The 14,790-nt window shown below is 66.1% G+C and carries 11 protein-coding genes; 8 read left to right on the forward strand and 3 right to left on the reverse strand.

The genetic code is table 11. The features are described from left to right. Window positions 1–190 precede the first annotated feature (190 nt). From FA89_RS16625 to lpdA, 5 genes are all read left to right on the forward strand, one after another. Window positions 191–1,393 (forward strand): cupin domain-containing protein, encoded by a 1,203-nt coding sequence (locus FA89_RS16625; RefSeq protein ID WP_036142361.1) that lies wholly within the window; start codon window positions 191–193, stop codon window positions 1,391–1,393. After that, on the forward strand, window positions 1,390–1,884 hold the full coding sequence (locus tag FA89_RS16630) for a DUF7931 domain-containing protein (RefSeq protein WP_051938897.1): 495 nt from the start codon (window positions 1,390–1,392) through the stop codon (window positions 1,882–1,884). Before FA89_RS16625 ends, FA89_RS16630 begins: the two co-directional genes overlap by 4 nt. 132 nt (window positions 1,885–2,016) lie before the next feature. Next, complete coding sequence (locus tag FA89_RS16635) at window positions 2,017–4,869, forward strand: 2-oxoglutarate dehydrogenase E1 component (RefSeq protein WP_036142363.1); 2,853 nt, start codon at window positions 2,017–2,019, stop codon at window positions 4,867–4,869. Window positions 4,870–4,876: 7 nt separating this feature from the next. After that, window positions 4,877–6,088 carry a 2-oxoglutarate dehydrogenase complex dihydrolipoyllysine-residue succinyltransferase gene (gene odhB, locus FA89_RS16640; protein WP_036142367.1) on the forward strand — a complete coding sequence of 404 codons (1,212 nt, stop codon included), beginning with the start codon at window positions 4,877–4,879 and terminating at the stop codon, window positions 6,086–6,088. Window positions 6,089–6,198: 110 nt separating this feature from the next. Further along, complete coding sequence (lpdA, locus tag FA89_RS16645) at window positions 6,199–7,626, forward strand: dihydrolipoyl dehydrogenase (protein WP_036142369.1); 1,428 nt, start codon at window positions 6,199–6,201, stop codon at window positions 7,624–7,626. Between the two features lie 111 nt (window positions 7,627–7,737). Here the strand turns inward: lpdA and FA89_RS16650 are convergent, their stop codons facing one another. Further along, entirely contained in the window at window positions 7,738–8,661 is a 924-nt protein-coding gene (locus FA89_RS16650; protein ID WP_036137119.1) for an IS110 family transposase, read from the reverse strand. A 357-nt stretch (window positions 8,662–9,018) separates the two neighbouring features. On the opposite strand from FA89_RS16650, the gene FA89_RS16655 reads away from it, so the two are divergent. Both FA89_RS16655 and pilH read left to right on the forward strand, forming a co-directional pair. Next, complete coding sequence (locus FA89_RS16655; protein WP_036142372.1) at window positions 9,019–9,621, forward strand: TIGR00730 family Rossman fold protein; 603 nt, start codon at window positions 9,019–9,021, stop codon at window positions 9,619–9,621. A 203-nt stretch (window positions 9,622–9,824) separates the two neighbouring features. Continuing rightward, on the forward strand, window positions 9,825–10,190 hold the full coding sequence (gene pilH, locus FA89_RS16660) for a twitching motility response regulator PilH (RefSeq protein WP_036142375.1): 366 nt from the start codon (window positions 9,825–9,827) through the stop codon (window positions 10,188–10,190). A gap of 154 nt (window positions 10,191–10,344) precedes the next feature. Here the strand turns inward: pilH and FA89_RS16665 are convergent, their stop codons facing one another. After that, window positions 10,345–11,262 (reverse strand): DnaJ C-terminal domain-containing protein, encoded by a 918-nt coding sequence (locus FA89_RS16665; RefSeq protein ID WP_036142378.1) that lies wholly within the window; start codon window positions 11,260–11,262, stop codon window positions 10,345–10,347. A 305-nt stretch (window positions 11,263–11,567) separates the two neighbouring features. On the opposite strand from FA89_RS16665, the gene FA89_RS16670 reads away from it, so the two are divergent. Beyond that, window positions 11,568–12,050 carry a peroxiredoxin gene (locus FA89_RS16670; protein WP_036142381.1) on the forward strand — a complete coding sequence of 161 codons (483 nt, stop codon included), beginning with the start codon at window positions 11,568–11,570 and terminating at the stop codon, window positions 12,048–12,050. 51 nt (window positions 12,051–12,101) lie between these two features. Here the strand turns inward: FA89_RS16670 and gyrA are convergent, their stop codons facing one another. Next, complete coding sequence (gene gyrA / locus FA89_RS16675; RefSeq protein ID WP_051938898.1) at window positions 12,102–14,753, reverse strand: DNA gyrase subunit A; 2,652 nt, start codon at window positions 14,751–14,753, stop codon at window positions 12,102–12,104. Between the last annotated feature and the right edge of the window lie 37 nt (window positions 14,754–14,790).

Raw genomic sequence — 14,790 nt, forward strand, 5'->3', positions numbered from 1 at the left:
GGCCGGGGCGGATCTTGGGGCCGCCTGAGCTGAGGGCCGCGCACCCTGCTTCGAGCGACAACACAGCTACGGCCCGCCCCGAAGGGCAGCGCCGAAGGCCCCAAGGTCCGACCCGGCCGCGCCCTCGGCCGCGCGCCGGCCGCGTCCTCGCCGCACGCCCCCGCCACACGCCACGCTACAATCCCGCCCCATGGCCATCCAAACCCCCTCCCGCAAAGCCCTCCCCATCGAAGTCCGCGGCACGTCCACCCATCCCCTGGGCATGACTCCCGCGCACTTCCTCCGCGACTACTGGCAGAAGCGCCCGTTGCTCATCCGCAACGCCTTCGAGAACTTCCAGCCGCCCATCGAGCCCAACGACCTCGCCGGCCTGGCCTGCGAAGAAGGCGTGCTGGCCCGCCTCATCGTCCACGACGAGAAGCGCGACCGCTGGACGGTGAAAACCGGCCCCTTCGACGAAGCCGAATTCAGCAAGACGCCCAAGCGCGACTGGACGCTCCTCGTCCAGGACGTCGACAAGTGGGACGCCGATGTCGCCGCGCTGCTCGACCACTTCGCCTTCCTGCCCAGCTGGCGCGTGGACGACGTGATGGTCTCCTACGCCGAGGACGGTGGCGGCGTCGGTGCACACGTGGACCAGTACGACGTGTTCCTGATCCAGGGTATCGGCCAGCGCCACTGGGCCATCAGCGACGACCCGGCGGCCCCGCTCGACTTCCGCACCGACGTGGAGTTGAAGCAACTGAAGGACTTCCTGCCCACCCACGAGTGGCTGCTCGAGCCCGGCGACATGCTCTACCTGCCGCCCGGCGTCCCGCACGACGGCGTGGCCCTCGGCGACTGCATGACCCTCTCGGTCGGCATGCGCGCGCCCTCGCAGGCGGAGCTCACCGGCGATCTGGCCGACTTCCTCGCCGAGCGCATGCCCGACGAACTGCGTTACACCGATGCCGACCTCGCCCCGGTCAAGCGCATCGGCGAGATCGACACGGCCGCGCTCAACCGGCTGCGTCAGACGCTGCCCTTCGCCGGGGCGCTGGACCGCGACCTGCTGGCCGACTGGTTCGGGCGCTTCATCACCCGCTACCGCAACGCCCAGTCGCCTGCCGCCCCGCCCAAGGCGACCACCGCCGCGGCGTTGGACAAGGCGCTGGCCGCAGGCGCCGGTCTGGTTCGCCATCCGTACGCCCGGCTGGCCTGGGTCGGCGGCAAAAAGGCCGCCACGCTGTTCGTCAGTGGTAACGCCTATGCCTGCCCGGCCGAACTGGCCGAGCGGCTGGCCGCCGAGCGGGACGTCCGGCTCGACCGCGCGCCCTCGCCGGCCGAACGCGAGCTGCTGCTGGCCCTGGTCAACGAGGGCGCCCTCGCGGTCCGCAAGGGTCGCCGCCGGTGAACGGACCGGCGGACACGGTGCTGGCCGCAGACGATCGCGCCAGCCTCGAGCTCGCCAAGATGCGCCTGCTGAGCCAGGCGCGCTACCGTGCCGCGCTGTACCTGCCGAGGATGGCCGTGGGCGAGCTGGACAGTGAGGCGATTCTCACCGAACTGCGCCGACTCGCCACCAGCGGCCGACAGGCCCAGGTCCGTATCCTTACCCACGATGCGGAGCAGGCCCACCGCGACGGTCACCGGCTGGTCGCCCTCGCCCAGCGCCTGCCTACGGCGGTGTCGATCCGCGTCCCGCTCGACGAGGTGCACCTCGCCTACGCATCGGCGTTCATCTGCGATACGAAAAGTGGCTACCTGTTCCGGCCGGTGGCCGGGCGCTTCGAAGCCCGTGGCGACCTCGACGCACCCGGTGAGACCTCTCGTCTCATGGACTATTTCGATGAGGTCTGGGAGCGGGCCGAGCCCGCCTGGCAGATAAGACCACTCGGAATCTGAAAGGCATCCCCTACGTGAATTCGGGTTGGCGCCGTGTAGCGCCACGGGGCTATACTTAACGGATTCTTATGCCGCGGCGCGCCCCCTTGCGCCCAGCGGCAACCCGTCTTTTTCGTGTGTGCCGGTGGTGACGTGAGCGCAAACCTGATCCGCGAGTTTTCCGAATCCTCCCAGCTCGCCGGCGGTAACGCCGACTACGTAGAGCAGATCTACGAGGCCTGGCTGGCCGATGCCGGTTCCGTGCCGGCCGAGTGGGATGGCTATTTCAAGGCGTTGAAGGGCCGCGAGGCCGGCGATGTCGCCCACTCCGCTGTCATCGCCCGCATCGAGGCCGCGCAGAAACAGCGCCGTGGCGCGGTCGCGGCGCCCGCTGCCGGCTCGGCCGACAACGCGTATGCCCAGAAACAGGCCGGCGTCCTGCGCCTGCTGACGGCCTACCGCTCGCGCGGCCATATCGCCGCCCAGCTCGATCCGCTGGGCCTCACCGTCCCGGATATCGACACCCCGGACCTCGGCCTGGCCTTCCACGGCCTGTCCGACGCCGACCTGGACACCGAGTTCGACGCGGGCACCTTCGCCGGTGGCGGCCAGCGCATGAAGCTGCGCGACCTGCTGGCGAAGCTCAAGCACATCTATACCGGCACCGTCGGCGCCGAGTTCATGTACATCTCCGATTACGAGCAGCGCTCGTGGATCTACTCGCGGCTGGAGAAAGCCGCCGGTTCGCCGGGCCTGGAAAAGGCCGAGAAGGTCCGTGTCCTGGAGGCGCTCACCGCCGCCGAGGGCCTTGAGCGCTACCTGCACACCAAGTACGTCGGCCAGAAGCGCTTCTCGCTGGAAGGTGGCGACAGCCTGATCCCGATGGTCGACGACGTGGTCCGCGCCGCCGGCGACAACGGGGTCAAGGAAGTCATCATCGGCATGGCCCACCGCGGCCGCCTGAACGTCCTGGTCAACATCCTCGGCAAGGCGCCCTCGCAGCTCTTCAACGAGTTCGAAGGCAAGTTCGAGCACGACGACAGCGCCATCCACACGGGTGACGTGAAGTACCACATGGGCTTCTCCACCGACGTCAAGACGCCCAACGGCGGCGTGCATGTCGCCCTGGCGTTCAACCCGTCGCACCTGGAAATCGTCAACCCGGTGGTCGCCGGCTCCGTGCACGCGCGCCAGTCGCGCCGTCGCGACACTGCGCGCGACAAGTCGCTGGCCGTGCTGATCCACGGCGACGCCGCCTTTGCCGGCCAGGGCGTCAACATGGAGCTCCTGCAGATGTCGCAGGCCCGTGGCTTCGCCATCGGCGGCACGCTGCACATGGTGGTCAACAACCAGGTGGGCTTCACCACGTCCAAGCGCGAAGACGCCCGCTCCACGCTGTACTGCACCGACCTGGCCAAGATGGTCAACGCGCCGGTGTTCCACGTGAACGGCGACGACCCGGAAGCCGTGATCCAGGTCACCCGCCTGGCCTACCAGTTCCGCAAGCAGTTCAAGAAGGACGTGGTGATCGACCTCGTCTGCTACCGCCGTCACGGCCACAACGAAGCCGACGAGCCGGCTGCCACCCAGCCGCTGATGTACCAGGTCATCCGCAAGCGGCCGACCACGCGCGATCTCTACGCGCAGTCGCTGGTCGCCGCCTCCACCATCGGCGCGGACGACGGCCAGAAGATGCTCGACGATTACCGCGCGCGCCTGGAAAAGGGCGAGCCGCTGATCGCGATCAATCCGAACCCCACCCGGGACATCCCGGTGGACTGGAGCCGTTTCCAGAACAACAAGCTGTCGATGTCCGTGGACACCGGCGTGCCGCGCGAGCAGCTGGGCAAGGTGCTCGACGTGCTGCTGGACATCCCCTCCGATGTCACGCTGCACCCGCGTGTCGCCAAGATCTACGACGACCGCCGCAAGATGGCCGCCGGCGAGATCCCGGGCGACTGGGGCTTTGCCGAGAACCTGGCCTACGGCACGCTGATCGCCGAAGGCAACGACCTGCGCGTGGTCGGCCAGGACGCCGGTCGCGGCACGTTCTTCCACCGCCACGCAGTGCTGCACGACCAGAAGAGCGACGACGTCTACCTGCCGCTGTCCAAGATCCGCGCCGACGCCCGCGTCGACGTCATCGATTCGCTGCTCTCCGAAGAAGCCGTCATGGCCTTCGAATACGGCGAAGCCACCACCTCGCCCGACCAGCTCACCATCTGGGAAGGCCAGTTCGGCGACTTCGCCAACGGCGCCCAGGTCGTCATCGACCAGTTCATCAGCTCCGGCGAAGCCAAGTGGGATCGCTTCTGCGGCCTGTCGCTGTTCCTGCCGCACGGCTACGAGGGCCAGGGTCCGGAGCATTCCTCCGCGCGCCTGGAGCGCTTCCTCCAGCTGTGCGCCCTGGACAACATGCAGGTCTGCGTGCCCACCACGCCGGCGCAGGCGTTCCACATGATCCGTCGCCAGCAGGTGCGCCCGGTGCGCAAGCCGCTGATCGTGATGACGCCCAAGTCGCTGCTGCGCCACAAGCTGGCCGTGTCCTCGCTGGACGAACTGGCCCGCGGCCAGTTCCAGCTGGTGATCGGCGAGCACCGCGAACTGCCGGCCAAGAAGGTCCAGCGCATGGTGCTGTGCTCGGGCAAGGTCTACTACGACCTGCTCGAGGACGCCCAGAAGCGTGAACTGACCGACGTGGCCATCGTCCGCGTCGAGCAGCTCTATCCGTTCCCGCGCCCGGAAGTCACGGCCGAACTGGAAAAATACCCCTCAGTGAAGGAGGTGGTGTGGTGCCAGGAAGAACCGATGAACCAGGGCGCCTGGTTCCAGATTCGCCACCACCTGCAAGCCTGCATCGGGCCGAAGCAGAGCCTGTCCTACGCCGGACGCTCGCGCTCGCCCTCGCCGGCCGCCGGCCACCTCAATACCCATATCGCCGAACAGACGGCGCTTGTCGAGCAGGCGCTCGTGGCGCCTGTCGGCACCGATCACGCAGCGGAGTAAGGCAAGCATGTCCATCGAAGTCAAAGTCCCGGTCCTGCCGGAATCGGTCTCCGACGCGCTCATCGCCACCTGGCACAAGAAGGCCGGTGACGCGGTCAAGCGCGACGAGAACCTGCTGGATCTCGAAACCGACAAGGTCGTGCTCGAAGTGCCCTCGCCCGTCGACGGCGTGCTGAAGGAGATCAAGTTCGAGGAAGGCTCGACGGTCACCAGCAGCCAGGTCATCGCCGTGATCGAGGAAGGCGCCGCCGCTGCCGCGCCCGCCCCGGCTCAGGCCGCTGCCGCCGCTGAAGCGCCCAAGGCCGAGAAGGCCGAGTCCAAGGACGCCCCGAAGGGTGTCGACGAGCTCTCCCCCGCCGGCCGTCGTGTCGCCGTGGAAGACAACATCGACCCGTCCAAGGTCGCCGGCACCGGCCGCGACGGCCGCGTGACCAAGGAAGACCTGGTCAACGCCGGCAAGGGTGGCGCCACCGCACCGGCCGCTGCCGCCGCGCCCGCCGCCAAGCCCACCCCGGGATCGCGTCCGGAAGAGCGCGTGGCCATGACCCGCATCCGCACGCGCATCGCCGAGCGCCTGATGCAGTCGAAGAACTCCATCGCCATGCTCACCTCGTTCAACGAAGTGAACCTGGCCGAGGTGGTCAAGCTGCGCAAGGCCCTGGGCGAGCAGTTCGAGAAGGCCAACGGCGTGAAGCTGGGCTTCATGAGCTTCTTCGTCAAGGCCGCCACGGAAGCCCTCAAGCGCTACCCGGTGATCAACGCCTCGGTGGACGGTTCGGACATCATCTACCACGGCTACCAGGACATCTCGATCGCCGTGTCCACCGAGAAGGGCCTGGTCACGCCGGTGCTGCGCGACGTGCAGGACATGTCCTTCGCGGATGTCGAGAAGGGCATCATCGGTTACGCCAAGAAGGCGCGTGACGGCAAGCTCGGCCTGGACGACCTCCAGGGCGGCACGTTCACGATCACCAACGGCGGCACCTTCGGCTCGCTGCTGTCCACCCCGATCGTCAACCCGCCGCAGAGCGCCATCCTGGGCATGCACACCATCAAGGAGCGCCCGATCGTCGAGAACGGCCAGGTAGTCGCCGCCCCGATGATGTACATCGCCCTGTCGTACGACCACCGCATCATCGACGGCCGCGATGCCGTGCTGTTCCTCGTGGACATCAAGAACCAGCTGGAAAACCCGCAGCGGATGCTGCTCGGCCTCTGATGGTCGGTTGATTCAGTCACGTGAAAACGGGAGTCGAAAGACTCCCGTTTTCACGTTCCGACCCCATATATGGCGGCAGTCCCTTCCGCCGTTTCATCCGGAGCAAAGCAATGAGCGACAAGTTCGACGTCATCGTCATCGGTGCGGGCCCCGCGGGTTACGTGGCCGCGATCCGCGCCGCGCAGCTGGGCCTGAAGACCGCCGTGGTCGACGCGTTCGTCGGCAAGGACGGCAAGGCGGCCCTGGGCGGCACCTGCCTCAACGTGGGCTGCATCCCGTCCAAGGCGCTGCTGGATTCGTCCAGGCAGTTCCACAACCTGACGCACAACTTCAAGGATCACGGCATCACCGCCGAGAATCCGAAGATCGACATCGGCACGTTCATCGGCCGCAAGGACAAGATCGTCAAGCAGTTCACCGGCGGCGTGACCATGCTGTTCAAGGCGAACAAGGTCACCTCGTTCTTCGGCAAGGGCAAGCTGCTGAAGGGTAACGAAGTGGAAGTCACCGGCAACGACGGCACGGTGTCGACCATCTCGGCCACCAACGTCATCCTCGCCTCGGGCTCGGTGCCCATCGAGTTGCCGTTCGCCAAGTTCGACGGCAAGCACATCATCGACAACGCCGGCGCGCTCGACCTCACCGAGGTGCCCAAGCGCATGGGTGTGATCGGTGCCGGCGTGATCGGCCTGGAGCTGGGCAGCGTGTGGAAGCGCCTGGGCGCCGAGGTCACGGTGCTGGAAGCCCTGCCGAAGTTCCTCGCCGTGGCCGACCAGGACATCGCCAAGATGGCCGCCCGCGAGTTCGCCAAGCAGGGCCTGGACATCAAGGTCAATGCGAAGGTCACCTCTGCCGAGGTCAAGGGTGACGAAGTGCACCTGGGCTACACCGACAAGGACGGCGCCGCGCAGACGCTGGTCGTCGACAAGCTGCTGGTCGCCGTCGGCCGTCGCGCCTACACCGCCGGCCTGCTGGCCGACGATACCGGCGTCAAGCTGGACGAGCGCGGTCGCATCGTGGTCGACGAGCACAACCACACCGGCGTCGATGGCGTCTGGGCCATCGGCGATGCCGTGCGCGGCCCGATGCTCGCGCACAAGGGTTCCGAGGAAGGCGTCATGGTGGCCGAGCTGATCGCCGGCAAGCCGGGCCACATCAACCTCGACACCGTGCCCTGGGTCATTTACACCGAGCCGGAAATCGCCTGGGTCGGCAAGACCGAAGAGCAGCTCAAGGAAGAAGGCATCCCCTATAAGACGGGCGCCTTCCCCTTCGCCGCCAACGGTCGCGCCGTGGCGATGAACGAGGGCATCGGCCAGGTCAAGATGATCGCCCACGCCGAAACCGATCGCATCCTCGGCGTGCACATGGTCGGCCCGGTGGTCTCCGAACTGATCCACGAGTGCGTCGTGGCGATGGAGTTCAAGGGCTCGTCGGAAGACCTGGCCCGCATCGTCCACGCCCACCCCGCCCTGTCGGAAGTCGTGCACGAAGCCGCCCTCTCGGTCGACAAGCGCGCCATCCACAAGGGCAACTGACCTAGCCCGCGCCACCGAAGCCCGCCCCTGCCCCAAGCAAGGGCGGGCTTCGTCGTTTCAGGCAGGCCTTGTCCTCGCAGGCAGGTGTTTTTGTAGCAACTGTGTCCACCCTCATGGGGTAGGCGCCGCGGCTATCGCCTCTCGCATCCGCGCGTTGAGGATGACGATCAGCTTCCGCATGACGGCGACCAGTGCCAGTTTCTTGGGTTTCCCGCGGCCGATGAGCGCTGCATAAAAGGCCTTCAGCTGAGGGTCGTGGTGGGCGGCCGTCAACGCCGACATGTATAGCGCCGATCGTGGACCCGCGCGACCTCCCCAGGTGCTTCGTTGGCCGACGAAGAAGCCGCTGTCGCGGTTGAGTGGGGCCACGCCCACGAGCTTGGCGATCGCCTTGCGGCTGAGGTGGCCCAGCTCGGGCAGGTCGCAGATCATCGTCGCGACCATCGCCGGGCCCACGCCCTTGATGGTGCGGGCGATCCGGGCCTGCGGGGTGTCCTTGATGAGGTCGGCGATCACCTGCTCGATACGGTGCAGGGCCTGCTCCATGTAAGCGATGTGCGCGTCGAGATCGGCGCGAAGGATGGGGTCGTCCAACTGCCGCCGACGCTGCTTTTCCGTGGCAATGTTCTGCACCAGGTGATCGCGCCGCGCCTTGTATTGCCGCAGTTTGGCGGCGTCTGCATCGAGCGGCTGGAACGGCACCAGATCGATCACACTGGCCACGTGGGCGAGGATTCTGGCATCGATCCGGTCTGTTTTGGCCAGCTGCCCCGTCGCCCGGGCGAACGAGCGGACTTGCCGCGGATTGATCCGACGCATGGGCAAGCCGGCTTCGTGCAGGGCACCCAACGCGCGCTGTTCGTAGCCCCCGGTGGCCTCCAGAACGACCTGGCCAGGCCCGTACGGCTTCAGCCAGGTCACCAGGGCCCGCCAGCCGGCGGCACCGTTATCGAATCGCCTGACTTCGTTCTGCTGGAACACGGCCACGTCCAGGTAGGCCTTGCTCACGTCCACGCCCGCGCCGATGCCGTTCATCTCGATCTCCGCTAGCCTAGGGATGTCGAGAGCCCTTCCCGCCAGGCCCAGCCTTATTTCCGAGCGCCTACTCGGGCAACTGTTCGGGCGTATGGCAGGAAGATCCGGCGTGGCGACCTAGCTACAACGCGATCGATCGATCCAGGAGCGCAACGGTCAGCCACGCCGGCTCTCGGCACCTACTTTCGCGCAATCGGGACAAATAAGGAGCGCACGCTGTGCGCGACATCTTTTCGCGAGATGTCGCAAGGCTTGCCGCTCTCTCGCCTGGCCGGTTCGCGCACATCGTGCGCTCCTACGCGCCAGACCGGTTCGCGCACAACGTGCGCTCCTACAAATACATCGGAGACTTCAACCATGCGTGAGATCAGATCCCTCTGCGTCTACTGCGGATCCAACAGCGGCTCGCATCCGGCGTATGTCGAAGCGGCCACGGCCTTCGGGCAGCGGATGGCCCGCGAGGGCATCGCCCTGGTCTACGGCGGGGGCAAGGTCGGCCTCATGGGCACCGTGGCCGACGCCGTGCTCGCTGCGGGTGGCCGCGTCATCGGGGTCATTCCGCGCCAGCTGGTGGAAAAGGAAGTCGCCCACACCGGGCTGTCCGAATTGCAGGTGGTCGAGACGATGCACCAGCGCAAGACGCGCATGTACGAGCTGTCCGACGCCTTCGTCGCGCTGCCGGGCGGCTTTGGCACCATGGACGAGATGTTCGAGATGCTGACCTGGGCCCAGCTGGGCCTGCACAGCTACCCCTGCGCCTTCCTGGACGTTCGGGGTTTCTACCAGGGACTGGCGGCGAGCATGGATCACATGGTGGCCGAGGGCTTCGTCAAGCCGACCCAGCGCGACCAGGTGTGGTTCGGCGACGACATCGACGCCCTGTTCGACTGGATGAAGCATTACGAATCCAGCTATACGCCCAAATGGATCACTACCACATCGGTCGATACGGGCGATTGAGGGCGGCACCGGCCCTGTTAAGTCACTGTCGAGGCAGGTTTAACCCGCCCGGCCATTGATACGGGCGCATCGGTCGGTAGAATGGCCTATCGCCAGAGGCGCAACGCGTGACGGATTACCGTCACGCGTGGTTATCGAAGACGCCCGCCCGGATGGCGGGGGTCACCAAGGAAACACATCGGGCGTTGCCCGGGGGAAAGTGAATGGCTCGCATCCTGATCGTCGACGATTCGCCGTCGCAGCTGCTGGGAATCAAGCGCATCGTCGAGAAGCTGGGCCACGAGGCCATCACCGCCGAGGACGGTGCCCAGGGTGTCGAAGTCGCCAAGCGCGAGATCCCCGACCTCATCCTGATGGACGTCGTCATGCCCAACCTCAACGGGTTCCAGGCCACGCGCACCATCAGCAAAGAAGAGGCGACCAAGCACATCCCGATCATCCTGGTCACCACCAAGGACCAGGACACCGACAAGGTATGGGGTCTGCGCCAGGGCGCCAGGGCGTACGTGGTCAAGCCCATCAAGGAAGACGAGCTGATCGCCGCCCTGAAGGAACACCTGCCGGCCTGACCGCCGGATCGGACAACGTCCGGTCGCACGGACGATGCCTGTAGGAGCGCACGATGTGCGCGAAAAGCCGAAAAAGCGGTGATGAGGCAAGCCACAAAGGTTCGGCAAGCCCCATCGCGCACATCGTGCGCTCCTACACACACCCCGCGACGAGTCAGCGGCGGGGGTCGAAGCCGCTGAAGGCGTCCTTGAACTCCGCGTAGGCCGCTTGCTCTTCGTGCGTTTCCGGCACGGGGACGCGAATCTCCAGCACCACGATCTGGTCGCCGGGCTCCGAGCCCGGCAGGCCACGCCCCTTGAGGCGCAGCTTGCGACCTGACTGCGAGCCCGCGGGGATGCGCAGGTCCACGTGGCCGCCCAGGGTCGGCACGGGCACCGTGGCACCCAGCGCGGCTTCCCACGGGGTGATGGGCAGCGTGTGCGTGACGGTACGGCCGTCGAGGCGGAAGCGCGCATCGTCGCGGATGCCGATCTCCAGCAGCAGATCGCCCGAGGGGCCACCACCGGCGCCCGGGTGCCCCTGTCCGGCCAGACGGATCGTCTGCCCCGACGCGATGCCCGCAGGGATCTTCACTTCCAGCGTGCGCTCGCCGCCGTTCGAGTCGTTCAGCACCACGCGCGTCTTGCCGCCGGTGAAGGCGGTCTGCAGGTCGGTCTCGATCCTGGCCTGGATATCCCGGCCGCGACGCGCCTGGGCCTGCTGCTGCGGCCCCCTGCCCCGCCCGGCACCGCCGAACAGGCTTTCGAAGAAGTCGCTGAAGTCGCCGCCACCGCGGCCACCCATGTCACCGAAGTCGAAGCCACCACCGCCCTGGCCGAAGCCCGGGGGCGGACGGAACTGCTCGCCCTGGCGATAACCGCCGGCGCGGATCTGGTCGTACTGGCGGCGCTTTTCGGGATCTTTCAGGGCCTCGTTGGCCTCATTGATCGCCTTGAACTTTTCCTCGGCTCCCGGCTCCTTGTTTTTGTCGGGATGGTATTTACGGGCAAGCTTGCGGTACGCCGCCTTGATCTCGGCGTCGGTCGCATCGGGCTTGACCCCTAAGGCTTCGTAGTAATCCTTGAACTCCACAGGCTCTCCCGGGCTTGTGTCGACAACCAAAAAAACAAAATGCCCGCGGCGGAACGTGTCCACCGCGGGCCAGGCTTCCAAGCTTAGAGCGAATCAGCCCGCGGCGTTAACCATAATGCAACGATACGTGACAAAGCTGGCTCATCTCTCTGACTCCCAAGAAGTTTTTCGGCCGACTGGCCGTATGGGATGAAAGATATGACCGCCGCGGCGCGATTCAAGAGCACGCGGGCGACGGTTGCCGTCGCTTCAGCAAAAGCGCCTTCCCGTACACTCGGCACTTCCATCACCCCAAGGACCTTGCCATGACCATTGCCGTCGGCGATCGCATTCCCGAAGCCACGCTAGCCGTCTTCCAGGACGGCATCCAGACCGTCTCCAGCACCGACGTCCTCGGTAAAGGCAAGGTGGTGCTGTTCGCGGTACCCGGTGCCTTCACCCCGACCTGCTCCAACAAGCACCTGCCCGGCTACATCCAGCACCTGGAGGATTTCAAGGCACGCGGGGTCACGGTGGCCTGCCTGTCCGTGAACGATGCCTTCGTGATGCACGCCTGGGGCGAATCGCAAGGGGTGCCCGACGGGCTGCTGATGCTCGGCGATGGCAATGCCACGTTTGCCAAGGCCATGGGCCTGGAACTGGACGGCACCAAGAACGGCATGGGTATTCGCGCGAAGCGTTTCGCCCTCTACGCGGAAGATGGCGTGGTCAAGGTGCTGAACGTCGAGGCGCCCGGCGAGTTCCGCGTGTCGACGGCGGAGACGATGTTGCAGGCGATCGACGGCTGAAAAAAAACCCCCGCGTATACCGCGGGGGTTTCTCGTGACGCGTCGATCGGTTTACGCGTCGCTCGGTTCGGTGCCTTCGTCGTCCACCGGACCGCTTTCGACCGGCGGCATGTCCGCCGCGGCATCGCCATCGATGGCAGCAAGATCGCCGGCAAGCTCGCCGTCGATCTCCAGCTCCTCTTCCGCTTCCAGGCGCACGATGCCGATCAGCGTCTCGTCCTTGGGCAGCTTGATCAGGGTGACGCCCTGCGTGTTGCGGCTGAGCTGCGAGACTTCCGACACACGCGTGCGCACCAGCGTGCCCTGGTCGGAGATCAGCATCAGTTGCTGCGTCTCGGTGACCTGGGTGGCGGCCACGAGCTGGCCGTTACGATCCGAGCACTGGATGGCGATGACGCCTTGGGTGCCGCGGCCCTTCTTCGGGAATTCCTGCAGTTCGGTGCGCTTGCCGTAGCCACGCGCCGTGGCGGTGAGGATGTCGCCCTCGCCCTTGGCCACGATCAGCGAGACCACCTCGGAACCGTCGGCGAGGCGCATGCCGCGCACACCGGTGGCCGTACGACCCATGGAGCGGACGGTGCCTTCGTCGAAGCGCACCGACTTGCCGTTGGAGGCGAACAGCAGGACGTCGCTTTCGCCGTTGGTCATGGCGACGTCGACCAGCGCATCGCCCTCGTCGAGGTTGATGGCGGCCTTGCCCTTCTGCAGCTGGAACGCGAACTCCGTCAGCGGCGTTTTCTTCACCGTGCCGTGGCGGGTGGCGAAGAAGACGAAGCAGGTCGGGTCGTAGTCGCGCACCGGCAGCAGTGCCTGCACCTTCTCGCCCTCGCCCAGCGGCAGGAGGTTGACGATGGGCTTGCCGCGCGCACCCGGGCCGGCTTCCGGCATCTGGTACACCTTGAGCCAGTAGACGCGGCCGGTGCTGGTGAAGGTGAGCAGCGTGTCGTGCGTATTCACCACCCACAGCTGCTGCACCACGTCTTCGTTCTTCAGCGCCGACGCCGAACGGCCCTTGCCGCCGCGCTTCTGCGCACGGTAGAGGCTGGCCGGCTGCCGCTTGATGTAGCCGGTGTGCGAGAGCGTGACCACGACATCCTCGGGCGCGATGAGGTCGAGGACGTTGAGGTCTTCCTGCGAATGCTGGATCTCGGTGCGACGGGCGTCGCCGTAGTCCGTGCGGATCTGTTCCAGTTCCTCGCGGATGACTTCGAGCAAGCGCGCCGGGTTTTCCAGGATGTCGATGAGCCCACGGATGGCCTCGAGGATTTCCTTGTACTCGTCGGAGAGTTTTTCCTGCTCCAGGCCGGTGAGGCGATGCAGGCGCATCTGCAGGATCTCGGTGGCCTGGGCTTCGGACAGCTGGTAGCCGTCGTCACGCAGGCCGTCGCGCGGGTCCATGTCTTCCGGACGCGAGGACGATGCGCCGGTGGCGGCGAGCAGCGCCTTGACCAGGCCCGGCTCCCAGCGACGCGCGACCATGCGCTCGCGGGCTTCCTGCGAGGAGGCCGACGTGCGGATCAGTTCGATCATTTCGTCGATGTTGGCCAGGGCCACCGTCAGGCCTTCGAGGATGTGCGCGCGCTGGCGTGCCTTGCGCAGGTCGAAGATGGTGCGACGGGTGACGACTTCGCGGCGATGGCGGATGAACGCCTCGAGGATGTCCTTGAGGTTCATCAGCTTCGGCTGGCCGTCGAGCAGCGCGACCATGTTGATGCCGAAGGTGACCTGCAACTGCGTCTGCTGGAACAGGTTGTTCAGCACCACGTCGCCCATGGCGTCGCGGCGGATCTCGATGACCACGCGCATGCCGTCCTTGTCGGACTCGTCGCGCAGCTCGCTGATGCCTTCGAGCTTCTTTTCCTTGACCAGCTCGGCGATCTTCTCGATCAGCCGCGCCTTGTTGACCTGGTAGGGAAGCTCGTGGATGAGGATGGTTTCGCGACCGTTGGCCTCGGTTTCGATCTCGGTGCGCGCGCGCACCAGGATGCGGCCACGGCCCGTGCGATAGGCCTCGACGATGCCGGAGGAGCCGTTGATGATGCCGGCGGTCGGGAAATCCGGACCGGGGATATGCGTCATCAGCTCGTCGACGCCGAGCGAGGGTTCCTCGATCAGCGCCAGCGTGGCGTTGATCACCTCGGTCATGTTGTGCGGCGGGATGTTGGTCGCCATACCCACGGCGATACCCGCGGAACCGTTGACCAGCAGGTTGGGAACGCGCGCCGGCAGAACCAGCGGCTCGCTTTCGCTTTCGTCGTAGTTCGGCCCGAAGTCGACGGTTTCCTTGTCGATATCGGCGAGCAGTTCGTGCGTGAGGCGCGACATGCGCACCTCGGTGTATCGCATGGCGGCGGCGTTGTCGCCGTCGACCGAACCGAAGTTACCCTGGCCGTCGACCAGCATGTAGCGCAGCGAGAACGGCTGGGCCATGCGGACGATCGCGTCGTAGACCGACGAATCGCCATGCGGGTGGTATTTACCGATGACGTCACCGACCACGCGGGCCGATTTCTTGTAGGCACGGTTCCAGCCGTTGCCCAGCTCGTTCATGGCGAACAGAACGCGTCGATGTACCGGCTTGAGGCCGTCGCGCACATCGGGCAGTGCACGCCCGACGATGACGCTCATCGCGTAGTCGAGATAGCTCTGGCGCATCTCGTCTTCGATATTGACGCGAATGATTTCTTTGGCGAGTTCTGCCATCAAACGGCTTCCTGGATGTCCATCAAAATGCCCCCGT

It is taken from the genome of Luteibacter sp. 9135 (assembly GCF_000745005.1).
In the GTDB taxonomy this organism is placed as follows: Bacteria; Pseudomonadota; Gammaproteobacteria; order Xanthomonadales; family Rhodanobacteraceae; genus Luteibacter.

Excerpts from the sequence above, each read along its gene's own strand:
- FA89_RS16625 (WP_036142361.1), top strand. The coding sequence starts at position 191 with ATGGCCATCCAAACCCCCTCCCGCAAAGCCCTCCCCATCGAAGTCCGC.
- odhB (WP_036142367.1), top strand. The coding sequence starts at position 4,877 with ATGTCCATCGAAGTCAAAGTCCCGGTCCTGCCGGAATCGGTCTCCGAC.
- lpdA (WP_036142369.1), top strand. The coding sequence starts at position 6,199 with ATGAGCGACAAGTTCGACGTCATCGTCATCGGTGCGGGCCCCGCGGGT.
- FA89_RS16650 (WP_036137119.1), bottom strand. The coding sequence starts at position 8,661 with ATGAACGGCATCGGCGCGGGCGTGGACGTGAGCAAGGCCTACCTGGAC.
- FA89_RS16655 (WP_036142372.1), top strand. The coding sequence starts at position 9,019 with ATGCGTGAGATCAGATCCCTCTGCGTCTACTGCGGATCCAACAGCGGC.
- pilH (WP_036142375.1), top strand. The coding sequence starts at position 9,825 with ATGGCTCGCATCCTGATCGTCGACGATTCGCCGTCGCAGCTGCTGGGA.
- FA89_RS16670 (WP_036142381.1), top strand. The coding sequence starts at position 11,568 with ATGACCATTGCCGTCGGCGATCGCATTCCCGAAGCCACGCTAGCCGTC.
- gyrA (WP_051938898.1), bottom strand. The coding sequence starts at position 14,753 with ATGGCAGAACTCGCCAAAGAAATCATTCGCGTCAATATCGAAGACGAG.